The following is a 23,725-nucleotide window of genomic DNA, read 5'->3' as shown; positions in this document are numbered from 1 at the left end:
CCGCGTCAGTCGTGCGGGGTGCGCACCACCACGACGGGGCAGCGGGCGTGGTGCACGCAGTGCTGGCCGACCGAGCCGAGCAGCGCCTCGGTGAATCCGCTGTGCCCCCTGCTGCCGACCACCAGCAGGTCCGCGTCCTTAGCCGCGTCAAGGAGGGCGCGCGCCGCGTTCTCCCTGACGACAACCGGGCGGATCACCACGCCGAGCGCCTCGAGGCGCACGTCGTCGATGGCCTCATCGAGCGCGGCCTCGGCGGCCTCCCTGGGGCCGGGTCCGTCGTACGGCGGCGCCCAGCCGAACTGCACCAGCGGCAGCCAGGCCGCCACCGCGTCGACCTCGGCCCCGGTCAGCCCGGCCTGACGCACCGCCCAGGCCAGTGCGGCCTTGGCCGAGTCCGACCGGTCGACTCCCACCACAATCCGTCCGCCCCGAGCCAGCTGCGTCTCCATTGCTTTCCTCCGCGTGCCGCGCCGCCCCGGCGGTGCGGATTTCCTGACCGCCGGCCTCTCGGCTCCCTGGCGCCTATCGTCGTCCGGGCAGCGCGCCGTCTCCAGGGACGAAGGACAGGCCTCGCGGAGCCGTAGGTCCCGTCAGCCACGGACGGGCGACGGCCAGGCTGGACGGGCCGGGTGGGGTGACCCGAGTCAGCCGTATCCGTCGGGGTGATGGAGATGGGTTCAGAGGCTGAAGTTCGAGATCCATTCCGCGGTCGTCTTGAAGCCGCCGAACGTGTAGAAGTGCAGCTTGACCGTGCCGTGCTTGCCCGGGTCAAGGCCGGCCGCCAGGTCGCGGATGAACCGGTCAGGGCCGGCCTTGCCGAGCAGGTTGGTGACGGACAGGCCGTACTTCTTGGCGATCGTCGCGGACGTGGAGATGCCGAGCCGTGAGGCGAAGCCGAGCAGCAGCTTGACGCTGGCCGGGCCTGGCACGCCGACGCGGATCGGCATTTCGACGCCGTGCTCCCTGACCTCGGCGACCCAGGAAAGCACCCGGTCCACGTCGAAGTCGACCTGGGTGATCACGGTGCCGGGAATCTGCAGCCGGGACAGCGCGGCCGACTTCTTCTCCAGCGCCGACCAGAGCACCTCGGAGGCGATGTCCGGGTGCCCGTCCGGGTAGCCGCCGACCGAGATGTCCGTGACGCCGTACTGCTGCAGCACGCCCGACTCGATCACCGCGAGGGAGTCCTCGTACGGGCCCATGGGGACGGCCGGGTCGCCGCCGACGCTGAACACGCTCTCCGTGGCGTCGATGGCGCGCAGCGCGGTGAGGAACTCCTCGAGCATCTCCTGCGACTTCAGCCGCCGGGCGGAGATGTGCGGGACCGGGGTGAAGCCGAGGCGCTTGACCGCCGCCGCGGCGTTCACCCGCATGGTCAGGTCCTCGTTTTCCAGGAAGGTGACGTTGATCCTTGTGCCCCGCGGGATCACGCCCGCGGCGTTCTCCACCTTCTCGACGTCCTTGCCGGTCATCTCCATGGAGAAATCGTTTAGCACAGTGCTCACGTGATGCCCATTCCCGCAATCTGAAACTGTCCTTGTGACTTCATGGTATGGCTTCACGTGGGAAAACTTAATCCCGCCGGCCATTCATTGGGCCACACAACAAACGATGAGATGCCGTTTAGTGGCGCCGGTATTGCGTGGCTGCGTACGCGTCATAGGGCGCGGGAGCGACCGTCGCGCGGATGCGCGGGAAGCCGAGGTCGGCATCGGGAGCGGTGCCTGACCCGGGGTGCTCGCCCCACACGACCGTCACCGCGGTGCCCGGTGCGGCGTGCGCCTTGTCCACGATCGACAGGGAAAGGATCGTGCCGGTGGTGTCGATGGTGGCCGTCTGGTACGTGACGCCGGCCAGCGTGCCGTCGCCCGTCTCGATTCGGTGCCTGGCGTAGGTGAGGTAGTAGCCGAGATCAGTACCGGATTGATCGGGGCCGAGCACCGCGGCGACGTCGGCCGGGTCGAGCACGACGGTGACCTTGGTGCGCGTGACCGTGTCTTTGGCCGCCTGCAGCGCGTCCCTGCCGATGAAGTCGTGGTTGAAGGAGATCGACCGGCCGTAGTCGAGCTCGTAGGGCGACAGGTAGTAGTCCTCGATGTCCGCGGAGAAGAAGCTGCCGTTCAGCGGCCGCTGCCCTTCGATGCCGAACAGCGGCAGCCAGGCGCGGTAGCCGGCCAGCTCGGGGTCGGTGTAGATGCCGGGCACCGGCGACGGGATCCAGCCGCTCTCCACCGACGCGCTCGCGTAGGCGAGCGCGCCGACGTGCACGATGCCGAACGCCTCGCCCGCGCCGAGCAGCGTCTCCTTAACGGCGGCGGCGTGCTCCCAGGGGCCGATGAACTCGTAGCCGTCCTGGCCTGCCATGTTGTGCCGCAGCGCGCGGAACCGCGTGCCGTTCAGCTCCACGGGGACCGAGTGGAAGAACTTCGACGGCGGCAGCGGCCCGCCGAAGACGGTCTCGGCAAGCTCCTTGGCGTGCGGGCCCTGTACCTGGTAGCGGAACAGCGCCGGGTTCGCGCCGCCGCGGAACGCGCTTGACGGGTCGGTGACGAAGGCGACGTCATAGCCGCCCGTCTCGCCGTGGTACTTGACCCAGTTCTGCGCGGCGGGGATGCCGCTGAGCGTGTAGGCCTGCTCGCCGGTGCGCTCGAGTATGCCGTCGGTGACGATGTTGCCCCTGGCGGTCACCGGGATGAACTGCTTGGCCTGGCCGATCGCGAACTTCTCGTAGTTGTTCGCGGAGACCTCGCTGAGCAGCCGGGTGGCGTCGGGGCCCTCGATGAACGTGTCGAACATGTGGTGCGACAGGTCGGACAGCGAGACGCCGGTGTGCCAGGCGGCCTGCTCGGCGCGCCAGCCCGCGTACTCGGGCTCGATGTTCTCCGGGTTCCACGGCTCGGGGTTCTGCCGCCACAGCAGCCTGATCGGGGAACCTGCCTTGTCGATGCCGTCTTGCAGGCTCGGTGCGCCCATGGACCGTCTCCTCCGCGAAATTAATAGATCGATCTACTAGATCGAATAAGCACGGACTTTAACCGGCCGGATGCCTTGAAGGCAACATGGGGGTTGGCACTTGTCCCGGGGGTACGGGGGGTCGTCCCCCCGGAAGATAACCGCGTGCTGAGCGCCCGATAAGATGGCGCCCTTTGCCATCGGGCGCTCAGCACGCGTCGGCTATTCGTCCTCGCCGTAGTCGTGGTCGGGGTGGTTCTGCTCGCCGGTGCGCCAGTAGCCGCGGGTGACGAGCGCATCGCGCGGCACCTTACGGCCGACGAGGAAGTACCGCCGGATGTCGCGCATCGCGGCCGCCTCGCAGGCCACCCAGACCCGCGCGCCGTCCGGGATGCTCGCCTCGCGCGCGGCCCGCGCCAGCTCCGCGCCGAACGCCCCGCCGCCGCTCCTGTGGTGCCAGGTGATGCTGGTCTTCGCCTGGCTCTCGAAGCCGATCTCGTCGTCAGGACCCTCGACCTCGATGTGCACCTCGACCGTCGCGGTCTCCGGCAGGACGTCGAGCAGCGTGCCGACCGCGGGGATCGCGGACTCGTCGGCGGCGAGCCACCAGTGGTCCGCGACGGGCTCAAGCGAGAACCTCCCGCCGGGGCCGCCCACGGCGAGCTTGTCGCCCGGCTTGGCGCGCTGCGCCCACTCGGATGCCGGGCCGGTCCCATGCAGCAGGAACTGGATCTCCAGGATCCTGGTCTGCGGGTCGTAGCGGCGCGGCGTGTAGGTGCGGACAACCGGCGGCGGGCCGTCGGGGTAGACGGGACCGTCCGGCGTCTGCTGCGGCAGCAGCGGTTCGTCCTGGCCCTCGGCCGGCAGGAACACCTTCAGGTGCGAGGTCGGCGCGGCCTCGCCGTACGCGTCCAGGTTGTCGCCGGTGACGAGCACGGAGACCATCCGCGGTGAGATGTAGTCGACGGACACGACCTCGACGGGCTTCGGCGGCTTGCGGCGCCGCGGTCCGCCAGGGGCTGCCGGTGCTGGTGTGGTCACTAATTCCTCTTCTCGTGCTAGAACTTCTCGACCGCCGGGATGACCCGCTCGGCGAGCAGGTCGAGCTGTCCCGGCTCGCTGACCCGCTTCAGCGAACCGTGCACCTGGCTGAAGCCGAGCTCGGCAATCCGGTGCAGGTTCTCGATCACCTGGCCGGTGTTCTCGCCGTTCTCGCCCAGGTCGTAGCGGGTCTGCGCGGTCTTCTCTATCTCGTCGTAGTCGCGGCCCTCGTTGGCGCAGTGCTGGCGCAGCACGTCGAGCTTGTGCGCGGTCTCATCGAGGTTGTACGCCGCGATGTTGCAGGCGTCGGCGTACTTGGCGACGAGCCGCAAGGTCTTCTTCTCGCCCGCGCCGCCGATCAGGATCGGCGGGTGCGGCCGCGACAGCACCTGCGGCGAGTTGAGCGTCCGCGCGAGCTGGTAGTGCTGTCCGTGGAACGCGCCCTCGTCGCCGCTCCACATCTGCTTGCAGATGAGGATCGCCTCCTCAAGCCGCTCGAACCGTTCGGACACCGGCGGGAACAGCAGGCCGAGGCCAGCCGACTCTTCGGCGTTCCACGCCGCGCCGATGCCGAGGATAGCCCGGCCGCCGGACAGCACGTCGAGCGTGGTCACCGCCTTGGCGAGCAGGCCAGGCTCGCGGTAGACCACGGCGGTCACCATGGTGAGCAGCTTGACGCGCTCGGTCTTGGCCGCAAGCCAGCCGAGCGCCGTGTACGCCTCGAGCATCTCGTGCTCGGGCGGCCCGATCGGCCCGATCTGCCAGACGTGGTCCATGACGCTGATCCGGTCGACGCCGCCGTCCTCGGCGCGCTTGGCGATCTCGCCGAGCTTGAACCGGAGATCGGGCGCGCCGCCGTCCCAAGTGAAGTCCGAGATGTGCAGACCTAGTTTCATGCGTCAACCCTATGCGCTGCCGCCGTTACCGCCCGGGCACCGCATCGCCAGTCATCGTCACAGGCAGGCTAGGTCACGGCGGGGGGAGCGGGTGTAAGCCGAACCCGTTCGGGATGGACTGGTCGTGAACTCTTACCTTTACCCGCGCGGGGTGGGCTGCCCCTGGTGAGCGTCGCTAGCGTGGGGCGCAAGGAGGAAAGCCGACGATGACAGAGAAGTGCCGCGGCGACCACATCGGGAGCCTGCTGCGGCCCGAGACCCTGCTCGCCGCGCGGCGCGGGCACGACGCGGGCGAGGTGAGCGACGCGGACCTGCGCGAGGGCGACTACGAGCCGGTCGCCGCAGTGCGGCTTCGCTTCCATCGCCGCGGGCGGCGACCTGCTCACCGAGGACGAGCAGTACGCGAAGCTCGCGCTGGTGGCGGACGTCGCGCGGGCGGTGTGGGGTGAGTAGTTTTCAACTGTCGCAGACCTATTTCTCTGGGAGAACCCGATGACACTGCCGTATGCGGAAGCCAGGAGGCTGGTCGACGACGCGCGGGCCCGCGGGCAGGAACTCGGCAAGGCGCTGTCTATCGCGGCGGTCGACTACGGCGGCTTCATCGTGCTCGTCGAGCGGATGGAGGGCGCCCGGCCGATGACACCGTCGATCGCGATCTCCAAGGCCTACTCGGCCGCCGTCATGCAGCGGCCCACCTACATGCTCGAGGGCTGGCGCAACTCCGACCCGGTGTTCTTCACCCAGGTCGGCCGGATGGGCCAGCACCCGATCGTCGCCACCAAGGGCGGCTTCACGCTCAAGCGGGACGGTGTCATCGTGGGCGGCCTCGGCGTGTCCGGCGGCAGCCCCGACGAGGACCAGAAGATCTGCGAGGACGTGCTGCGGGCGGCCGGCTTCGACCTCGACTTCCCCGAATGGGCCGGCGCCCGCCGGTTAGTGCGCCCGATGGCAAAAGGCGCCATCGTATCGGGCGCACTAACCGGCTCTATCTCCCGGGGGGACGACCCCCCGTACCCCCCGCTGTCCGCGCCAGCGCGGACCAAAGCTGCGAACATGACGGAGGCTTTGATGGCTGACGACTTCGGATATCACATCGACCACCACGGGTCCCTGGTCAGGCCGGCGTCGCTGCTTGCCGCGTCGTCGTCGCTGACGGGCGCGGCGCTTGAGACGGCGCGGGACGAGGCCGTGGTCACGCTGGCGCACGCGCTGCGCCGGCTGACGCTGTCCGCCTGCAGCGACGGGCAGTACCGGCGGAGCTATTTCGAGTCCGTGGTGCACGACCAGGTGGCCGGGTTCGCGCCGCTTGCGGCGTCCGCGCCGCTCACGGAACTCGCCGGCATTTCCGCCGAACGGGTTCGCGCGGTGCCCGACGCCGCCCTGCTCGCCGCCTCCGGGCGGCTTGCCAAGGCCGAGGCGGTCCCGGTGCTCGCCACGGTGGACCGCAACGTGTTCGTCACGCTGCCGTCGCCCGGCTACCTGGCCGCGGCCGGGTCCGCGCTCGCGTCGGCGGCGGACATCGACGCGGTGCGGGCGGCGGGTCACGCGCTCGCGGCCATCCTGCGCGCGGAGATCGCGGCGCTCGCCGCGGACGGCGTGCTGTTCGTGCCGCTGGAGAACCCGCTGTACGTGCCGCTGCTGACCGTCGAGGGCAGGGCTGCCGCGGCGGCCGCGGGCATCGACGTGCCCGCGGCACTCGCGGCGCTCATCGAGGCCGACCGCGCCGTGTTCGACGGCCTCGAGACGCACGCCGAGTTCCGGGTCGGGCTCGATCTGACCGACGCCGGGCCACTGCCGTTTACCGGCTCGGGATACGACGCGACGGCGGTGGCCGCGCTGCTCGATGAGACGCCGTTCCCGCGGCTCAGCATCGATTACCCGGCCGACCCCGCGGCGCGCTTCCCTGTCTCGCTTGTCAAGCCGGGCATCGTGGTCAGCCTCGGCGTGATCGACGTCGCAAGTCCCGCGGCGGAAGTCGTGGATGACCTGCTTGACCGCCTCGACCCCATCCTGGACGAGCGCGGCGACGCCGACGTGGCGGTCGCCACCAACGGCGGGTTCGCGCAGGTTGCGGACCAGCCGCTGATGACCGCTACCGAGCAGCACGTCAAGCTGCAGCTCATCGAGATGGCGGCACGCTACTACTGGGGAAACGAGATCTGACTGCCATGCTCGACGACTACCTTGCCCTGCGCGGCGAACTGGCCGCGACGACGCGGATTCTTGCCGACCACAAGCTTGTCGGAATGTTCGGCCACGTCAGCGTGCTCACCGACGACCCGTCGACGTACCTCGTCTGCCCGGGCGCCGGCGCGCGCAAGGACCGGTGCCGCCCGTCTGACGTGATCGAGCTCGACCTGGACCACGAGTTCGAGCCGGGGCTGCCGCTTGAGCTCTACATGCACTCCGAGGTGCACCGGCTCAAGCCGGAGATCAAGTCGCTGATCCACGTGCACTCCCCGGGCCTTGTGGCGCTCGCCGCGATGGCCGAGGTGCCGTCGGAGCTGCTGATGATGCACGCGAGCTTCTGGCCGGAGGCGGTGCCCGTGTGGGAGGAGCCGGACCTGGTGCGGTCCCGCGCCGACGCGCAGCGGCTGATCGGCCTGCTCGGCGACGAGGCGATCGCGCTGCTGCGCTGGCACGGCGCGGTCATCGTCGGCCGGACCCTCCAGGAGGCGCTGATGCGGGCGATCCTCGCCGAGGAGCACGCGCAGCAGCTCGTCACCGCGCTGTCGCACGGGCGGTCGCTCGCGCCGGTGCCACGCAGCGTGGATCGCGGGGACCTGTACGCAAAGGTGCTCTCGGCCCGCACGCACGACATGCATTTCGGCTACGCCAAGACCTTCGTCGAGGTCGAGCCGGGCGCGCGCGGCCGTTCCTAGCCGAAGGGCGGCCGCCGCGGCGGCCAGACGGACACCGGTGGGGAGGCTATTCGGGCGGCCTCCCCACCGGTTCCTCTTGTCACGGTCTTTCGCCGCAGTCTTTGCCCTGCTCTCTTGCCGTGCCCCGGACGGAGCTCAGCCGAGCAGCCCGCTGATGTCGAAGCGCTTCTTGAGGAAGCCGAACTGCTGCATGACGTCGGCGACCCGCTGCAACCGGACCGCGTCGACGCCGAGCGGGTAAACGTTCAGCGCCATCACCGCCGCGGTGACCCGGTCGATGTGACCGGCCCCCTGCGGCAGGCCGACGAAGGCAGATTCGACGGCCTGCCTGTCGGTGTCGGCGATCTGCTGGCCGGCCTCCAGCGCGATGAGGAACGCCCTCATCGTGCGCGGGTTCGCCCGTGCCCAGGACGCAGTCGTGGCGTAACCCTCCATGGGAAACTGCTCGGTCGCCCCGGAGTCCAGGTCGGCGAGCGGTACCGCGCCGTAGCTCTCCTCGGCTTGCGTCACGAACGGCTCGGACACGACCGCGGCGGCGACCTTGCCCGACACGAGGGCGGGCGCGGCATCCGGGTAGGGCATGGAGAAGCTGGGGAAGCCGACCGCGTTCTTCCGGCCGGCCACGCTCAGCTTGATCCCGTTCTCGGTGAGCACCGACGCGGCGAGCAGGAAGCCGACGTTGGCGTCCGCGTTGACCCCGAGCACGTGCCCGGTGAGTTCCTTGAGTGTCCTGACCTTCGATCCGGGCATCGTCATGATCACCCGGCCGCCCGGCTGCAGCAGCGACGCCTCCGCGATGACCCGCAGGTTCGCCGCCCGGGTGACCTGCGCCTGGATATAGGAGACGTAGTTGGTGGCGATGACGTCGTACTGCCCCTTGACGGCGCCGGAGATGACCGTGTCGCCATGGGCCGGCGTGTAATTGACGGTGAGGCCTTCCTGCGCGAACAGCCCTTCCCGCATGGCGACGAAGAATCCCGCGGAGTCGAGCACCGGCGAGATCGCGGCGGTGATCGTCGTCTTCTCCAGGCCGCTCACCCGTGGCAGGACCGCAAGGCCGCCCGTGGTGCTGCTTGCGCATCCAGTGCCGAGGAATCCTGTTGATGCGAGGACGGCGGCGAGAATGAGCCCCTTCCGTCCTGGCATCGCGCTGCCGCCGGCCTTCCGGGCCGGCGAGACATTTGAAGTGAACCGCTTTAGCCGCGGTTCGATGCTCATCATTGAGATCACCCAGGCCCTTCGATTTCGTTTCCTGTTGTTTAGCCGGTTTCAAGCGAACTGCGACGAATTCTTAGAATTCAAGTAGGGTACATAGAAGCCGGCCTAAATAACGGGTTATGAAATGCGGATCCCGCGCCGGACGCCGCGATTATCACGGAGTTCGGCGCGGGATTCTGAGGTGGATAAGAACCACCTCTCAATTAATTCTTCACGGCCGCAGGACATTTCGCGTCCGTCCATGCGCCGCGGGCTGGCGGTCCCCGGTTAGCTCGCCACCTCGATGACGAACTTGCCTCTGGTGTGCCCGTCCCTCGCTGCCGCTAGGGCGTCCGGCGCCCGGTCAAGCGGGTACCTGCCGGTGATGACCGTCCGCAGGCGGCCGTCGGCGGCGAGCTCGGCGAGCTGCTCGAGAAGCGCCCGGTCGGGCATGCTCGTCACGTTGCTGCCGTGCAGGCCGCGGCCGACGAACAGCGCCTCGTCCACCGCCCGGTGCACGGATGCGGCCCGTCCGCCGTGAACTAGCAGCTCCGCGTGCGCGAGGAAGGCCGGCCGGTAGTCGACCAGGTCGATCAGGCCGTCGATGCCGTCGGTATAGCGCGCGCGGACCTCGTCGATGAGGCCGCCACCCGGCTCGACCACGTCCGCCGCGCCAAGTTCGCGCAGGTACGCTTCGTCCTCGGTCAGCCCGGACGCGATGACGTGGGCGCCAGCCGCCGCCGCCAGCTGAACCGCGAGGCTGCCGACACCGCCGGGAGCACCGAGGATCAGCAGCCGGTCCCCGGCGGCGGGCTTGACGGCTTCCACACAGCGGAGAGCCACCACGCCCGCCAGGGGGAGGCAGGCGGCTGTCGCCGCGTCGAGCCCAGCCGGCCGTCGCACGAAGCACTCGTCCTCGTCCGCCCAGACGTGCGTGGCGAACGCGCCGCGGTGCAGCACCTGCCCCGTGAAGTAGCCGAACACCTCGTCGCCCGGCGCCACCCGGCGCACCGCGGCGCCCACCGCGCTGACCACGCCCGCGTAGTCTCGGCCGATGGTCACCGGGAACTGGTAGTCGAACGACTCCTTGAACCGGCCCTCGGCCGCCTTCCAGTCGAAGGCATTGACCGACGCGGCCTGGACCTCGATCAGCACCTGGCCGGGCGCGAGCTCGGGGAGCGGGAACGTCGCCAGGTGCGGTGCATCGGCAAAGCCGTCGATAACTACCGCGCGAACGTCGGTCACTTGTTCTCCCCTTCGGTCCTGCCAAGGAACACGTCCCCGAGGTCGGGGCGTTCGAGCAGGTCCGACGCCTGGCCGGTAAGGACGACTCGCCCGGCCGCCATGACGTAGGCCCGGTGCGAGATCGACATCGCCTCGCGGGCTCGCTGCTCCACCATGAGCAGCGACACCCCGGTGGTGGTCAGCGCCGCGATGTGCTTGCTGAGCAGCTCGTCAGCCGGCTTGGGCGCGAGCCCCGCCGTTGGCTCGTCGAGCACGAGCAGCGTCGGGTTGATCATTAGCGCCCTGGCGATGGCCACCATCTTCCGCTCGCCCCCGGACAGGTGACCGCCCTGCCGTGCGGCCAGCTTGCCGAGCTGCGGGTACAGGTCCATCACCTCGGCCATCCGCGCCTTGACCTTCGACCTGGGCAGTGTGTAGCCGCCCATCTCGATGTTCTCGAGGACGGTGAGGCGCGGGAACGTGTCATTCACCTGGGGCACGTACCCGACAGAGAGCCGGCAGACCTGGTCGCTGCGCAGGCCGCCAAGCTCCCTGTCGCCGAGGCGCACCGTTCCTGACATCGGGCGCAGGTGCCCGAGAACCGCCTTGAGCAGTGTGGACTTGCCCGCGCCGTTCGGGCCGAGCACGGTGACAATCTCCCCGACACCGACGTGCAGGTCGACGTCGATGATCGTCGGGGTGTCGTTGTAGCCTGCGGAGAGGCCGGTCACCGTGAGCGCGGCCGCCCGCCCGCCGCCGCCGGCCGGCCGGGCGGCGCCGCTGCCGTCGGGCCGGCGCCGGCTGCCGTTACCCAGCGAGATACGCACTGACTACCTCCTGGTTCGCACGCAGCTCGGCCATCGTGCCGGTGGCGAGCAGCTTGCCCTGCGCCATCACGATCACCGAGTCGCAGACTCGCTCGACCGAGCCGAGCTCGTGCTCGATCATCAGCATGGTGAGGCCGCCGTCCCGCAGCCGCTTGAGGTGCTCCTCGATGGTGAGCCGCAGCGTCGGGTTGACGCCCGCCATCGGCTCGTCGAGCAGCAGGATCCGCGGCTGCGCCATCAGCGACCGCATGATCTCCACCAGCCTGCGCTGACCGCCGGAGAGCTGCCCTGCGTAGCTGTCGGCGTGGGCGGTGAGCCCGAAGTCGACGAGCAGCGCCCAGGCCTGCGCGAGCAGTTCCTGCTGCCGCCGCCGCGCGTGGCGCGGCCCGAGGAGCGCCCCCGCCGCGGAGTCGCCAGGCTGCCGCGGCGCGGCGGTGAGCAGGTTCTCAAGCACGGTCAGCTTGCCGAACTCGCTGGTGTGCTGGAAGGTCCGGATCAGGCCGAGCCGTGCCACCCGGTGCGCGGGCCAGCCCGCCACGTCCGCACCGTCCACAAGGACCTGTCCGCCCTGCGGCCTGATCGCGCCGGCGATGAGCTTGAGCGCGGTGGACTTGCCCGCTCCGTTGGGCCCGATCAAGCCGGTGGCCAGGCCGGGAGCCAGGTCGAATGAGAGCCCGTCGACCGCCCGCACGCCGCCGAAGCCGACCCGCAGATCCCGCACCGACAGCGCGGCAGGAGCCCGTTCCGCGCTGGGTGCGGGCGCCCGCTCCCCGGCGAGCACCGCCGCCACGCCCTTCTCCACTGCCCTGTCCCTGACCTCGGCGACCGCGGAGACCACCGCCGCCTCCCGGTCGGCCGCGGAAAGCAGCCCGGAGAGCTTGCGCCTGCGCTCGGGGAAGATGCCCTGCGGCCGCCACCAGAGGAAGACAAGGATCAGCACTCCGATGAACGCGGACTGCAGCGATTCCTCGATATTGGCGTTGGACATCTGCGGCAGGAAGGTCGGCAGCTCAAGGAACACCCCGAGGACGAGGAATGCGCCGAACAGGGAACCAAAGCTGTTCCCGAGGCCGCCGACGATGATCGCGACGAAATAGATGAACGTCTCGCCTGTCCCCCACGCGGCCGGCGACCAGGCGGCGATGAACTCCACGAGCAGGCCGCCGCTCACCGCCCCGAGCGCCCCGCCGATGACGTAGACCTTCAGCGACTCCTTGCGGGTATTGGTGCCGAGGGACTCGATCGCCTCGGCGTTCTCCCGCATGGCCCGCAGCCGCCTGCCCCACGGTGAGCCAGCCAGCCGCGCGATGAAAAACCAGGCTACTGCCGCGAACACCGCGGTGAGGCCGACGAAGAACCAGTCGTAGCCGGTGATGCTGAGGCCGAGCGATGCGGCGAACGGCTGGGGGATGCCGAACAGCCCCTGGTTCCCGTTGAACCAGCCCTGCTCGGTGGAGACCAGGGTGGCGGTGATGATCGATACGACGAGCATCACCGTCGCCTGGAAGTCCCGGCGCCGTGGCCGCAGCGAGAACGAGCCAACCGCCAGCGCAAGCAGCGCGCCCGCGACGGCCGCGCCGACGAGCGGCAGCGGCCAGGGCAGGTGCCAGCCCAGGATGTAGTTCTCGTCCGCCAGGACCTTGTCCGACGGGAGGGTAAGCACCGCGGTGATGTACGCACCGATCGCCTGGTAGATGATGAACGCGAAGTTCATCACGCCGCCGACACCGAATTGCAGGTTCAGCGCCCAGCAGGCGATGCCGTTGACGCCGAGGTAGATCAGCAGGGTGGCGATGTAGCTGCTTACCGCCGAGCTCATACGGCGACCTCCGCTCGCATCAGGACCCGGCCGCCGCGCAGGCCATTGGGCCGCAGCAGCAGCACCAGGACCAGGATCGCGAACGCGACCACGTCCTTCAGCTGCGGGTTGTAGTTGGCCGCCACCTCGCTGATGATGCCGATGACCAGCGCACCGGCCATCGCGCCGTACGGTTCCCCGACGCTGCCGAACACCGCCGCGGCGACGATCAGCATCAGGTAGCTGCCGCCTGTGGTCGACTGGAAGGAGCCGAGGTCGATCGCGAGCGCCACGCCGGCCAGCCCGGCGAGCAGGCCGGAGATCAGCCACACGGCGGCGATGATCCGCTCGGTGGGGATCCCGACCGAGCGGGCGAGCGGCCCGTTGTCCGAGGTGGCCCGCATCGCCTTGCCGAGCCGGGTGTACTTGAACATCAGGTGCAGGCCGAGCAGGGCGACGACGGCGAGCCCGATGATGATCAGCTGACGCTGGTCGAAGACCATGCCGAGGAAGCGGATCGACGGCTCGGGGGGCAGCTGGTAGCTGTAGTAGGTGCCGTTGCTGAACATCTGCAGCACGTTCTTGATGATGAACGAGACCGCCACGGTCACCATCACCATCGCGAACTGGGAGGTGCCGCGGCGCAGGAACGGCAGGTAGATGAGGCGGCTGAGGGCCAGCGACAGCACCGAGCCCGCGACGCCGCCTGCCAGCATCGCCCACCACATGTTCCAGTGCAGGCTGACCATGGCTAGGTAGGCGACGAACATGGCGACCGTCATGTTCTCGCCGAACGCCAGGTTGAAGAGGTTGGTGACGCCGAACTGGAGGGTGAAACCGACCGCGCCCAACGCAAGGATGGACGCGGTCACCAGTCCGAAGCCGAGGCTGAGGACGATTTGGCTCACTACATGCCCGCATTCGCCGGAAGGTTCGCGCCCATGATCCAGTTGTGCTTGTCGGCGTTGTAGGCCCACGCGGCGTACGGCCGGTTGGCCGTGTTGTTCTGGTTGAAGACCATGGCGCCGGCGGCGCCGACGTAGTCGATGGTCTTGCCGGCCTTGAGCGCCGCGACGCCCTGGGCGTAGGTGGAGACCACGACGGCGCCGCTGCCCGGCGTGGTGACCTTCGGGATGTAGGCGGTGAAGACGTTCGGGTCGACCGACTTGGCCGCCTCCATGGCCAGGGCGAAGGCGGTGACACCGTCATAGCTGGCGGCCACGAACGGGTTCTTCGCCTGGAACGGGTTAGCCTTGATCGCGGTCAGCGCGCTGGTGAAGGCCGTGAACGCGGCCCCGGACGACTGCAGCGCGGGCGCGATCGCGGTCACGTACTTGCCCATGCTCGCCAGTCCGATGGCCGGGCCGACCGAGGGCTCCCAGTCGCCCTGGATGGCACGCTGGGTCATGATGACCGGGAGCATCGAGCCGTTCTGCTGCCGCATCTCGGATAGGAACGTGGCGGCGGTCTGCGAGTCCATCTCGCCCACGATCGCCTGCGGGTGCGCGGCGAGCACGGAGGCTACCTCGGTCTGGTACGAGGAGGCGTCAGGGGTAATGGTCACGGCCTTGACGATCGTGCCGCCCAGCTTCGTGTAGCTGACCTGGAACGGTGTGGTGGTGGTGGACGCGGAAAGGTCGCTAGTGAACACCTCGGCGATCTTGGTGAAGCCGCGCTGGTGCGTGTAGTAGGCGAGTGCGGGCGCCTGCGTGGAGTCACTCGGCGTCAGCCGCCAGAAGTCCTGCGACGTCTGGGTGTCGTAACGGGGGTCGCCGACGGTGTTCATCTCAGGCACCTTGGCCTGCTCAAGCACGGGGAGGACGGAGGGGATGTCGCCGCCGTCCGGGCCGAGCACCATGACCAGGTGGGAGGCGGAGACCAGCATGCGGTTGGTCACCGGCACCGCGTCCGCCGGGTCGCCCTTGGTGTCGAAGTTGCTGCAGGTCAGCGAGTGGCCCAGGATGCCGCCTGCCGCGTCGATATTGAGCGCCGCCGCCTTGCAGGAGTTCTGCGCGTTCAGGCCGAAGAACGCGTTCTGTCCGGTGAACGCGTGCAGCACGCCCACGGTCAGGCCAAACGATCCGCCCGCATTCGCGCTGCCCGACACACTGGCGCTTGACGTGGCGGTCGGCCCGCCGGATTGAGTGGCGCTGCCGGAACTTCCAGAACTGCATCCTGCGACCGCTATTGAGGCGGTGGTGGCGATCGTACAGACCGCCAGCCATCGGTGGTTTACCAGCTTCATCGCTACAGGCCTCCATCGACTGATGTCCGCGCGAATATCGCGAATGCCAGATTTATACGTCCCGGCGAAAGACACAGGCGGAAGCCTAAGCGTTCGCGTCTCCACGCATTGACGAACTTCTTCAGAGAAAGTTCAGAAGAACTGAATGCACGGCGCCGGAATTGTTGACAAAGCGAGCCGCAGATTGTTGACAAAAGTCACCGCGGATTGTTGACAAAGGGTCCGGCATATACGTGAGGCCAGACCGGAGCGGGCTTTCCGCGTTCTTCCGCCTCAGCCGGTCATCGCGCTGAGGTCGAAGCCCGCGTCCTTGGCCGACCGGAAGTGAACCTGGATCATCGTGCTGAGTACACGCTGGCCGGGCAGCGGGGTCAACGCTGAGCGGGAACTGGGTCAGTGCCGTCACCGCCGCTGTGAGCGGGCTCACATTGAGGAACTTCTCCGTCGCCTTCTCCACCGCCCCGCGGTCGGTGTCGGCGGCCGACCGGGAGACCGACCGCTGCGGTTTCCTGCCTAGCTGGTCCGCCGGTGCAGCAGGGTGGAGATCGTCACCGCGATCACCAGGATGCCGCCGTAGAAGACCTGGGAGACCCAGCTCTGCAGGCCGAGCAACTGAAGGCCGAGGATGCCCGTCTCGAGGAAGTAGATGCCGACGAGCGTGCCGAGCGGGTTGAACCGGCCCGGTTCGAAGATCGCTGTGCTCAGGAAGACCGCGGCGAAGACCGGCAGCAGGTAGCTGTCGGAGGTTGTCGCGTTGTAGCCGCCGATGGTAGCCACAGCGATGACCGCGCCGACGCCGGAGAGCAGCCCGGCGAAGACGAACGAGCCGAACCTGATCCGGTCGACCCGGACGCCGGACAGCCTGCTGACCTCGCGGCTCGCACCGACGAACCGCATGTGCCTGCCGAGCGGGGTGAAGGCGAGCAGGTAGCCGAAGCCGAGTACCAGGATCACGCCGTAGTAGAAGGAGACCGGCAGGCCGCCGATGTCGAACAGGGCGATCTTCTGGAACCCGGCAGGCAGGCCGCTGATCGTGTTCAAGTTGGACATCCACAGCGAGACGCCCTCGATCAGCGTGGACATGCCAAGCGTCACCACGATGGTGTTGACTCCCATCTTCACCACGAGGAATCCGTTGAGCGCGCCGACGAGCACGCAGCCGATCACCCCCACGATCGCCGCGGGCCACACACCCCAGCCGTGGTTGACCACGAGCACCGGCAGGATCGTCGCGCCGAAGCCGAACACCGCGGGGACCGACAGGTCGACGAACTCGCCGACCACAATCGTGCACATCAGCGCCATCGTCATGAAGACAAGCGGCTGCTGCGAGCCGAAGATCGTCTGGAAGGTGCCGACGTGCGTGAAGTACTGCGACTCGGTGGCAAGGTAGACCGCCGTCATCGCCGCCCAGACAACGAGGATCGCGTAGCGCGACGGTATCTGGGTCAGCGGTGCCGGGCGGCGGCGGCCGTTCTTACCGCCGGGAGTGGCCACCGCCACGTCATGCGCATCGCGCGGGACGGTGTCCATCAGCGGGCCACCCCTTTCGAGTCTGGTGATGCGAAGGTCGCGTGAATGATGTCGTCCTGGTTCAGCTCGCCGGCCAGTTCCGCGACGACCGCGCCGTCACGGAAGACGAGCACCCGGTCGCAGAGGACGGCGAGGTCAGCCGCGTCGACCGACGAGATGAGCACGCCGCAGCCGTCCCGCGCGGCCTCCCGGATCGCCTCGATGATGTCGTGCCTGGCGCCGACGTCCACCGCCTGGGTGGGCTCGTGCAGCACGAGTAGCTCGGGCTTGCCCGCGAGCCACTTGCCGAGCAGCACCTTCTGCTGGTTGCCGCCGGACAGGGTGCCCACCGACTTGTGCGGGTCTGGTGGCTTGATGTCCAGCTTCTTGATCATGGCCGCCGTCTCCTCGGCCTGCCAGCTGCCGCCGATCCGCGTCCGGCTGCCCCTGGCACGCACCCGCGGCAGGGTCAGGTTCTGCGTCACCGACAGCTCGGCGGCCAGCCCCTGCTCGAGGCGGCGCTCGGCGACGAACGCGACGCCCGCGGCGATGAACTCCTGCGTCGAGTCCCGCCTCGGCTTCAGACTGAGCTTCCTGCCATTGACGGTCAGCTCGCCCGCCCGCGCCTGGCGGGCGCCGCCGATCGCCTCCGCGGCCGCGACCGCGCCCGAGCCGACAAGCCCGGTCAACCCGACGATCTCGCCCTTCTTCAGGTCGATGTCGAGGCCCTTGACGGAGCGGACCACCAGGTTGCGAACCTGGGCTGCCGCCTCATCCGTCGCGTGGCTGTCGACTCGGTGGTGGGTGACCAGATGCCGCCCGAGCATAAGCCGGGTGAGCCCGGCCTCGTCGATGTCCTTGGTGGGGATGCCGGTCTCCACCACCTGGCCGTCGCGCAGCACGGTGACCCGGTCGGTCACCTCGACGACCTCCTCGAGCTGATGCGAGATCATCAGCACCGAGGCGCCGCCGTCGATCACCGAGCGGACGAGGCCGAAGAACCGGCCGCGGGCGGCCTTGCCCATCGCCTTGGTTGACTCATCGAAGATGATCAGCCCGCCGCCTGGCTGATAGTCCTGCATCGCGCGGGCGATCGCGACCGCCGCTCGGTCCTCCGCGGACAGCTCGCCCACCCGCTCGTTCACGTCGACCCGCGCGCCGAGCCTGTCGAACACCGCCTCGACTGCCTCGCGTTCCGCCCGGCCGTCGATCCGGCGGGAGAACCGGCCGGCGGCGCGGAACCGGCCGAGCCGCACGTTCTCCCAGACCGTCCTGTCGTCGACGAGTCCGAGGTTCTGGTGCACCACGGACAGCCCGGCGGCGCGGGCGTCGAGCGGCTTGACGGGTAGCGCGAGAGGCCTGCCGTCCACCGTGATGGCACCGCCCGGGTCAGGGGTGTAGATCCCGGTCAGGATCTTGACCAGGGTCGATTTGCCGCAGCCGTTCTGACCGACGAGTCCGTGCAGTTCGCCGGGCTCGATGTGCAGCACGATGTCGCGGAGGACCCGTGCCGGCCCGAAGGTCTTCGACACGTGAGCCACCTCAAGGCGGCGCCCGGTCGGCGCCGCTTCGGCGTGCGAGACGCTCACGAGGTATCCCTTCCTGGTTCGGCGGTTCCTGCTAAGGCTGTGCGCGCGGTGGCGGGAAATCGCCACCGGGCGCACAGGATAAATCAGACTCCCCAGAGCTTCGCGAAGTCGGTCTGGTAGGAGCTGTCGCCGAACCACTCACCGGAGGCCTGAGCCGCGGTGGTGACCTTGATGCTGCCGATGTTCTGCGCGGTGAACAGGCGCGACGGGAACGGCTCGGCCACCGGCGCGGCCTTGGTCGCCATCCGCAGGATCTCGTCGGTGAGCGCCCACCCGGCGTACGCCTGGTCGACGGCCACCACGGCCTTGACCACGGCGCCGCTCTTCAGCCGGCCGAGGCCGTCGACCGAGCCGCCGGCGACCGACAGCGCGATGTCGGTCTTGTTCGACTGCTGGAGGCCCTGGACCGTCGGGTCGAGGCTGTCCTCGAACTCGGTGTAGTAGTACGTCGCGTTCGGGTTGGACAGCAGGTTGGCGCTGGTGTCCGAGGCGAGCTGCGAGTTGGTCGTGGCGGTGATGCTCTTCACCGTGACCGTGCAGCCCGGGCAGTTGTCCTTGTAGATCGACAGCGAGTTCTGCACGTACGCGATCGACGAGGGCGAGTCGGACTCCTGGGCGAGGATCGCGTTGGCCTTGCCCTGCGAGTTGGCGATCATCCACCAGGCGATCTGGCTTGGCTGGTCGACGACGCCGGGCACGTAGGTCACCGCATCGGTGTTCTTGTTGCCAGCCGGCGGGTACTGGTCGGTGATGATGATCGGAATGCCCTTGGCCTTGGCCGCGTCGAGCGCGTTCTGGGCCATGCCGTAGGGGATCGCGTCGGTGATGATCCCGGCGGCGCCCGCGCCCGTGGCCTGCTGCACGCAGGACGCGATCGCGCTCGGCTGGCCCTGGCCGTTGCAGACCTGCAGGTTCAGGCCCACCTTGGCGAGCGCGACCTTCATGGTGGCCGCGGTGACCACGAAGCCGGGGATGAACTGGACGAGAGGGATGTAGTAGACGGTCTTGCCCTTGAGGCCAGACACGCCGGAGATGCTCGCCGTCGGAACGGGGTAGCTGCTCGTGGTCGACTCGAGCTGGCTGACCATCTGCTGCGCCTTCGCCAGCCCGGCGTCGGTCGTGCTCGACGCCGCCCCCGACGCCGACGCCGACGCCGAGGTGCTGGCAGCGGGGGAGCTGCTCGTGGCCGGGGCGCTCGAGCTTGAGCTAGTGCTGCTCGAGCTGCAGGCAGCCAGCACGGCCGCAGCGGTGATCGCCGCGCCCGGCGCAAGCCAGCGCTTCCAGTTATGCGTCATTGCTATTGGTCCTCCATCCCACCGATCACGTCAGGTGCGTGAACGTTTGTTTTCTACTCCGTTACTCACGTCGCGGGACGAACGCTAAGGCTTCGCCATCCGCGACCTGAGGTCCTGCGCGACGCGGTCAGGGCTGATAGGCACCCAGCGGGACCAGGTCGAGCCGGATCCGGTCATCGAGCGCCGGCAGCACCACTCCGGCGAGCCAGGCGCCGAAATGCGGCGTCGCGCGGTGCGCGTCGAACGCGTCCGCGTCGGCGTAACGCTCGAAGAGCACGAACAGCGACGGGTCCTTGGGGTCGCGGAAGACCTGGTAGTCCAGGTTTCCCTGCTCCGCCCTGGTGGGCGCCACCATCTCCGCCAGTGCCTCGGCGACGCGCTCCGCTTCGCCCTCGCGCGCCCGGTACTGGGCGATGACCACGAATTCCATCTCAACCTCTCGTGCAGACTGCCCGGAATTCTGCCGACTTCCTGCGGACGGGCGGAATGAGCACGGCGTACATCTAAGGTTGCGCCGCAGGCTGCTGACCTGACCCGCAGCACTTCCTAGGATGACCAGCGCCGCCTCAGTGCGACGGGTGCTCCGCTGTGCGGAGACGGCAGCCTTACCGTCGCCACCGGCGGGGCGTTTCATGAGGATATGTATTCGATGGGGCTGATGGGGAAGTTGAGGCTCGATGCTGGAAGTTAGGGACCCGGCCGACGTGCGATCCGTTGTCGCGGAAGTGCCTGCGATGACCGCCACCGAGGTGGCCGCGGCCTACACAAGCGCCCGGGCCGCGTTCGAGACATGGCGGCGGGTCAACCCGCTCGACCGGGCGGCGTTGCTGTCCCGCGCGGCCGCCCTGATCAGGGAGCGGACCGACGAGGGCGCCGTCATCGTGGTGCGGGAGAACGGCAAGACCCTCGCCGAGGCGCGGGTCGAGGTCACCAAGACCGCCGACTTCCTCGACTACTACGCCTCCTTCGCCCGCCAGCCCTGGGGTGAACTGCTCGCCGACGCCCGCCCTGGCACCTCCACCCACGTGCGGGTGGAGCCGGTCGGCGTGGTGCTCGCCATCTGCCCGTGGAACGACCCGCTGATCACCCCAGCCCGCAAGCTCGGACCCGCGCTCATCGCGGGCAACGCGGTGGTGCTCAAGGCCGCCTCGCAGACCCCGGGCATCGCGATCTGGGCGGCCAGGCAGCTCGGCGAGGCCGGACTGCCCGACGGCGTGGTCCAGGTCATCACCGGCCGCAACAGCGAGATCTCCGCCGCGCTGCTCGCCTCGCCCGACGCCGTGACGTTCACCGGGTCCAACGAGGTCGGCGCCCACCTGCGCCGGGTGCTGGCGGACAGGAACGTGCGGCTGCAGGCCGAACTCGGCGGGAAGAACGTGTCCGTGGTCCTCGCCGACGCCGACCTCGACCTTGCCGCGGCCACCGTCGCCAGTGCCGCGTTCGCCCAGGCGGGCCAGCGCTGCACCGCCACCAGCCGGCTCATCGTGGGGGCCTCCGTCGCCGCGGAATTGACCGCGCGGCTGCGTGACCAGGTCGCCTCGATCGTGGTCGGACCCGGCCTCGACGCCGGCACCACCATGGGCCCGCTCAGCTACGCCGCGCATCGCGACGGCGTGCTCGAGCACATCGACGGGGCAAGAAAGGAAGGCGCCGAGGTCATCGCCGGCGGCGGCCGCCCCGGTGGCGACGCACTCGCCCACGGCTGCTACGTGGAGCCCACCCTGATCAACGTGACGACCGAACAGTCACTGTGGCGGGAGGAGGTCTTCGGCCCGGTACTCGCCATCACCACGGCCACCGGATTCGACGACGCGGTGCGCCTCGCCAACGACACCGACTACGGCCTGTCCGCCGCCGTGTTCACGACCAGCCTCACCGCCGCCAACCGGTTCATCGAACTGTCGGAGACCGGGCAGGTCTCGGTGAACCTGCCGACCGCCGGCTGGGACGTGCACCACCCGTTTGGCGGCTTCCGCGACTCCGGCTCCGCGTTCAAGGAGCAGGGCGCGCCCGGCATTCGCTTCTACACCAGGATCAAGACCGCCGCCGTGAGGTTCGCGTGGTAGCTGGCAGTGCCGACGGAGCGGGCGGTCCGGTCGGGATCGTGGGGGCCGGCATCGTCGGCCTCGCGGTCGCGCGCCAGCTCGCGGCCTCCGGAGTGGCGGTCACGGTGCTCGAGAAGGAGACCGCCGTCGCGCAGCACCAGACCGGCCACAACTCCGGCGTCGTGCACGCAGGCATCTACTACGCGCCAGGCTCAGCCAAGGCGCGGATGACCCGCCGCGGCGTGGGCCTCCTCAAGGCCTACTGCGCGGACAAGGGCCTGGTCTACTCCGAGCTCGGCAAGCTCGTCGTCGCACGCGACGAGGGCGAGACGGTCAAGCTCCGCGAGCTGGAGCGCCGCTCCCAGATCAACCAGGTGCCCGGCCTGCGCTGGCTCGACACCGCGGAACTTCGCGAGTTCGAGCCCGACGTGGCCGGCGTCGCCGCCCTGCTCTCCCCCACGACGGCCATCGTCGACTACCCGGCGATCGCGCGGTCGTTCGCCGCCGATGTGACCGCGGCCGGCGGCCGGGTCCTGCTCGGCACCCCGGTGACGTGGCTGCGGGTCGCGGGCGGGATCGGGCGGGGAAGGGAAGACCGTACGGTCGAGGTGGAGACCCCCGGCCGTTCCTTCACCTTCGCCAGGCTGATCATCTGCGCCGGCCTGCAGGCCGACCTGCTCGCCGCGAGCATCGGGGACACCCGGTCGCCGGAGATCGTCCCGTTCCGCGGCGAGTACCTGCGGCTGACACCGGGGGCGGCCACCCGGGTCAAGCGGATGATCTACCCGGTGCCCGACCCCAGGTATCCCTTCCTCGGCGTCCACCTGACGCCACGCGTCGACGGCACCGCCGACCTCGGGCCCAACGCGGTGCTCGCCATGGCCCGCGAGGGCTACCGGCGCACCGACATCAGCCTGGCCGACCTCGCCAGGCTCGGCAGGTCTGCCGCGTTCTGGCGGCTGGCACTTAAGCACTGGATGACCGGCGTACGCGAGTACCGCGGGTCGTTCATCAGGCGCGCGTACCTCGCCGAGGCCAGGACGTACCTGCCCTGGATCACCCTCGCCGACGTGACGAGCGCCCCCGCTGGGGTGCGCGCCCAGGCCGTCGACTCCGCCGGCGGGCTTGTCGACGACTTCCGGATCAGCCAGACCGGCCCGGTCACCTCGATCCGCAACGCGCCGTCGCCGGCGGCGACGGCCTCGATGGCGATTGCCGAGCACATCATCGAGGAACTCAAGCTCCCGCTCAGCAACGAAGAAAGGTTACCCCTCCGTGTTCATAGTCGACACCCAGGTCCACATCTGGAAAGAAGAGACCCAGGACCGCCCCTGGATCCCCGGCGCTCGCGAGCGCATGCGGCTCAACGGGCACCGCGAGGCGGCCTTCACCTACCAGGAGTGCATCGACCTGATGGACGAGGCCGGCGTGGACCGGGTGCTCATCGTCCCGCCGTCCTGGGAGGGCGACCGCATCGACTACGCCCTCGAGGCCTGCGAGGCACACCCGGGCCGGTTCGGCATCATGGCGCGCGTCCCGCAGAACAAGCCGGTCGAGGGCGAGGCGCTGATGCGCGAGTTCGCGCAGAACCCGCACGTCAAGGGCACCCGGCTGACGTTCCACCGGCCGCAGGACCGCAACTGGATGATCGACGGCACCAACGACTGGTACTGGCCGCTTGCCGAGGAACTCGGCCTGGTCACCATGGTGCACGCGCCGATCTGGAAGGCCGAGCTCGGCCAGATCGCCGACAGGCACCCCGGCCTGAAGATCATCATCGACCACATGGGCATCATGGCCCGCTGCGTCGACGACGCGATCGGCTACTGGGTGTCGGAGACCGCCGACCTGTACACGCACCCCAACATCTACGTGAAGGTGTCGGCGATCCCCGGCTACTCCACGCAGCCGTTCCCGAACCTGAACATCGCCAGGTACGTCCGCGAGATGGTGGACAAGATGGGGCCGGAGCGCTGCTTCTGGGGCACCGACCTGACCCGGCTTCTTGAGCACGGGATCACCTACACGGACGCGGTCGAGCAGTTCACGAAGCACTTCCCGTTCTCGGAGGAGGAGCTGTCGTGGATCATGGGTCGCGGGATCTCTTCATGCCTTGGCTGGGCCATTCCGGTTGAGGCCTAGGGACGACCGTTCCAAGTCAAACCAAGGTCTGCTGTGGCTAAGGCTGGCGTGCTGGTGACGGTCGCGAGGGGCGAGGGGTA

At 69.0% G+C, this 23,725-nt stretch carries 20 protein-coding genes and 1 pseudogene; 6 read left to right on the top strand and 15 right to left on the bottom strand.

Features of this window, described 5'->3' with window-relative positions; translation table 11 throughout:
• Positions 1-5: 5 nt before the first annotated feature.
• From EAS64_RS18540 to EAS64_RS18520, 5 genes are all read right to left on the bottom strand, one after another.
• A complete protein-coding gene (locus tag EAS64_RS18540) occupies positions 6-449 on the bottom strand; it encodes a universal stress protein (protein ID WP_145854254.1) in 444 nt (147 codons plus the stop codon).
• Between the two features lie 228 nt (positions 450-677).
• Entirely contained in the window at positions 678-1,505 is an 828-nt protein-coding gene (locus EAS64_RS18535; RefSeq protein ID WP_222849402.1) for a methylenetetrahydrofolate reductase, read from the bottom strand.
• Between the two features lie 118 nt (positions 1,506-1,623).
• Positions 1,624-2,973 carry an aminomethyltransferase family protein gene (locus EAS64_RS18530; protein WP_145854250.1) on the bottom strand — a complete coding sequence of 450 codons (1,350 nt, stop codon included), beginning with the start codon at positions 2,971-2,973 and terminating at the stop codon, positions 1,624-1,626.
• 201 nt (positions 2,974-3,174) lie between these two features.
• Complete coding sequence (locus tag EAS64_RS18525) at positions 3,175-3,993, bottom strand: siderophore-interacting protein (protein WP_222849401.1); 819 nt, start codon at positions 3,991-3,993, stop codon at positions 3,175-3,177.
• 17 nt (positions 3,994-4,010) lie between these two features.
• The gene (locus EAS64_RS18520; RefSeq protein ID WP_145854249.1) at positions 4,011-4,889 is read right to left on the bottom strand and encodes an LLM class F420-dependent oxidoreductase; all 879 of its coding nucleotides are present in this window, start codon (positions 4,887-4,889) and stop codon (positions 4,011-4,013) included.
• A 206-nt stretch (positions 4,890-5,095) separates the two neighbouring features.
• On the opposite strand from EAS64_RS18520, the gene EAS64_RS43660 reads away from it, so the two are divergent.
• Genes EAS64_RS43660 through EAS64_RS18505 form a run of 3 tightly spaced genes read left to right on the top strand, consistent with a single transcriptional unit; the run spans position 5,096 to position 7,771 of the window.
• Positions 5,096-5,338, top strand: coding sequence for a hypothetical protein (locus tag EAS64_RS43660; protein WP_187365995.1), 243 nt, complete (start codon positions 5,096-5,098; stop codon positions 5,336-5,338).
• A 43-nt stretch (positions 5,339-5,381) separates the two neighbouring features.
• The gene (locus tag EAS64_RS44820) at positions 5,382-7,052 is read left to right on the top strand and encodes a heme-binding protein (protein ID WP_222849400.1); all 1,671 of its coding nucleotides are present in this window, start codon (positions 5,382-5,384) and stop codon (positions 7,050-7,052) included.
• 5 nt (positions 7,053-7,057) lie between these two features.
• Positions 7,058-7,771 carry a class II aldolase/adducin family protein gene (locus EAS64_RS18505; RefSeq protein ID WP_145854247.1) on the top strand — a complete coding sequence of 238 codons (714 nt, stop codon included), beginning with the start codon at positions 7,058-7,060 and terminating at the stop codon, positions 7,769-7,771.
• 135 nt (positions 7,772-7,906) lie between these two features.
• Here EAS64_RS18505 and EAS64_RS18500 read toward each other — a convergent pair whose 3' ends face one another.
• From EAS64_RS18500 to EAS64_RS18455, 10 genes are all read right to left on the bottom strand, one after another.
• Complete coding sequence (locus tag EAS64_RS18500; protein ID WP_187365994.1) at positions 7,907-8,917, bottom strand: ABC transporter substrate-binding protein; 1,011 nt, start codon at positions 8,915-8,917, stop codon at positions 7,907-7,909.
• Positions 8,918-9,256: 339 nt separating this feature from the next.
• A complete protein-coding gene (locus EAS64_RS18495; RefSeq protein ID WP_145854242.1) occupies positions 9,257-10,213 on the bottom strand; it encodes an NADP-dependent oxidoreductase in 957 nt (318 codons plus the stop codon).
• Positions 10,210-11,019 carry an ABC transporter ATP-binding protein gene (locus EAS64_RS18490; RefSeq protein ID WP_145854240.1) on the bottom strand — a complete coding sequence of 270 codons (810 nt, stop codon included), beginning with the start codon at positions 11,017-11,019 and terminating at the stop codon, positions 10,210-10,212. Before EAS64_RS18490 ends, EAS64_RS18495 begins: the two co-directional genes overlap by 4 nt.
• The gene (locus EAS64_RS18485) at positions 11,000-12,838 is read right to left on the bottom strand and encodes a branched-chain amino acid ABC transporter ATP-binding protein/permease (RefSeq protein ID WP_145854237.1); all 1,839 of its coding nucleotides are present in this window, start codon (positions 12,836-12,838) and stop codon (positions 11,000-11,002) included. Before EAS64_RS18485 ends, EAS64_RS18490 begins: the two co-directional genes overlap by 20 nt.
• A complete protein-coding gene (locus tag EAS64_RS18480) occupies positions 12,835-13,725 on the bottom strand; it encodes a branched-chain amino acid ABC transporter permease (protein WP_187365993.1) in 891 nt (296 codons plus the stop codon). Before EAS64_RS18480 ends, EAS64_RS18485 begins: the two co-directional genes overlap by 4 nt.
• Positions 13,725-15,062 (bottom strand): ABC transporter substrate-binding protein, encoded by a 1,338-nt coding sequence (locus tag EAS64_RS18475; protein ID WP_145854233.1) that lies wholly within the window; start codon positions 15,060-15,062, stop codon positions 13,725-13,727. The genes EAS64_RS18480 and EAS64_RS18475 overlap by 1 nt, the downstream gene beginning before the upstream one ends.
• 513 nt (positions 15,063-15,575) lie before the next feature.
• Complete coding sequence (locus EAS64_RS18470; RefSeq protein ID WP_145854231.1) at positions 15,576-16,595, bottom strand: ABC transporter permease; 1,020 nt, start codon at positions 16,593-16,595, stop codon at positions 15,576-15,578.
• Positions 16,595-18,163, bottom strand: a complete 1,569-nt coding sequence (locus tag EAS64_RS18465; RefSeq protein ID WP_145854229.1) for a sugar ABC transporter ATP-binding protein — start codon at positions 18,161-18,163, stop codon at positions 16,595-16,597. The genes EAS64_RS18470 and EAS64_RS18465 overlap by 1 nt, the downstream gene beginning before the upstream one ends.
• Positions 18,164-18,246: 83 nt before the next feature.
• Complete coding sequence (locus EAS64_RS18460) at positions 18,247-19,458, bottom strand: sugar ABC transporter substrate-binding protein (protein ID WP_145854227.1); 1,212 nt, start codon at positions 19,456-19,458, stop codon at positions 18,247-18,249.
• A gap of 127 nt (positions 19,459-19,585) precedes the next feature.
• Positions 19,586-19,888 carry a putative quinol monooxygenase gene (locus EAS64_RS18455; protein WP_145854225.1) on the bottom strand — a complete coding sequence of 101 codons (303 nt, stop codon included), beginning with the start codon at positions 19,886-19,888 and terminating at the stop codon, positions 19,586-19,588.
• A 247-nt stretch (positions 19,889-20,135) separates the two neighbouring features.
• Between EAS64_RS18455 and EAS64_RS18450 the strand changes: the two genes are divergently transcribed.
• The 3 genes and pseudogenes from EAS64_RS18450 (at position 20,136) to EAS64_RS18440 (ending at position 23,645) form a co-directional block, all read left to right on the top strand.
• Entirely contained in the window at positions 20,136-21,524 is a 1,389-nt protein-coding gene (locus EAS64_RS18450) for an aldehyde dehydrogenase family protein (protein WP_145854223.1), read from the top strand.
• A pseudogene (lhgD, locus tag EAS64_RS18445) lies at positions 21,518-22,672 on the top strand (L-2-hydroxyglutarate dehydrogenase); the annotation flags it as partial. The gene EAS64_RS18450 and the pseudogene lhgD, both read left to right, overlap by 7 nt.
• A gap of 106 nt (positions 22,673-22,778) precedes the next feature.
• Complete coding sequence (locus EAS64_RS18440; protein WP_145854221.1) at positions 22,779-23,645, top strand: amidohydrolase family protein; 867 nt, start codon at positions 22,779-22,781, stop codon at positions 23,643-23,645.
• Positions 23,646-23,725: the final 80 nt, after the last annotated feature.

Origin of the sequence: Trebonia kvetii (assembly GCF_007827045.1) — a bacterium.
Classification (GTDB): domain Bacteria; phylum Actinomycetota; class Actinomycetes; order Streptosporangiales; family Streptosporangiaceae; genus Trebonia; species Trebonia kvetii.
The sequence above is the reverse complement of the archived record's forward strand: the minus strand, read 5'-3'. Positions and strand labels throughout refer to the sequence as shown.

Coding starts and splice junctions, on each gene's coding strand:
- EAS64_RS18540 (WP_145854254.1), bottom strand. CDS start 449: ATGGAGACGCAGCTGGCTCGGGGCGGACGGATTGTGGTGGGAGTCGAC.
- EAS64_RS18530 (WP_145854250.1), bottom strand. CDS start 2,973: ATGGGCGCACCGAGCCTGCAAGACGGCATCGACAAGGCAGGTTCCCCG.
- EAS64_RS18520 (WP_145854249.1), bottom strand. CDS start 4,889: ATGAAACTAGGTCTGCACATCTCGGACTTCACTTGGGACGGCGGCGCG.
- EAS64_RS43660 (WP_187365995.1), top strand. CDS start 5,096: ATGACAGAGAAGTGCCGCGGCGACCACATCGGGAGCCTGCTGCGGCCC.
- EAS64_RS44820 (WP_222849400.1), top strand. CDS start 5,382: ATGACACTGCCGTATGCGGAAGCCAGGAGGCTGGTCGACGACGCGCGG.
- EAS64_RS18505 (WP_145854247.1), top strand. CDS start 7,058: ATGCTCGACGACTACCTTGCCCTGCGCGGCGAACTGGCCGCGACGACG.
- EAS64_RS18500 (WP_187365994.1), bottom strand. CDS start 8,917: ATGCCAGGACGGAAGGGGCTCATTCTCGCCGCCGTCCTCGCATCAACA.
- EAS64_RS18485 (WP_145854237.1), bottom strand. CDS start 12,838: ATGAGCTCGGCGGTAAGCAGCTACATCGCCACCCTGCTGATCTACCTC.
- EAS64_RS18475 (WP_145854233.1), bottom strand. CDS start 15,062: ATGAAGCTGGTAAACCACCGATGGCTGGCGGTCTGTACGATCGCCACC.
- EAS64_RS18470 (WP_145854231.1), bottom strand. CDS start 16,595: ATGGACACCGTCCCGCGCGATGCGCATGACGTGGCGGTGGCCACTCCC.
- EAS64_RS18460 (WP_145854227.1), bottom strand. CDS start 19,458: ATGACGCATAACTGGAAGCGCTGGCTTGCGCCGGGCGCGGCGATCACC.
- EAS64_RS18455 (WP_145854225.1), bottom strand. CDS start 19,888: ATGGAATTCGTGGTCATCGCCCAGTACCGGGCGCGCGAGGGCGAAGCG.
- EAS64_RS18450 (WP_145854223.1), top strand. CDS start 20,136: ATGCTGGAAGTTAGGGACCCGGCCGACGTGCGATCCGTTGTCGCGGAA.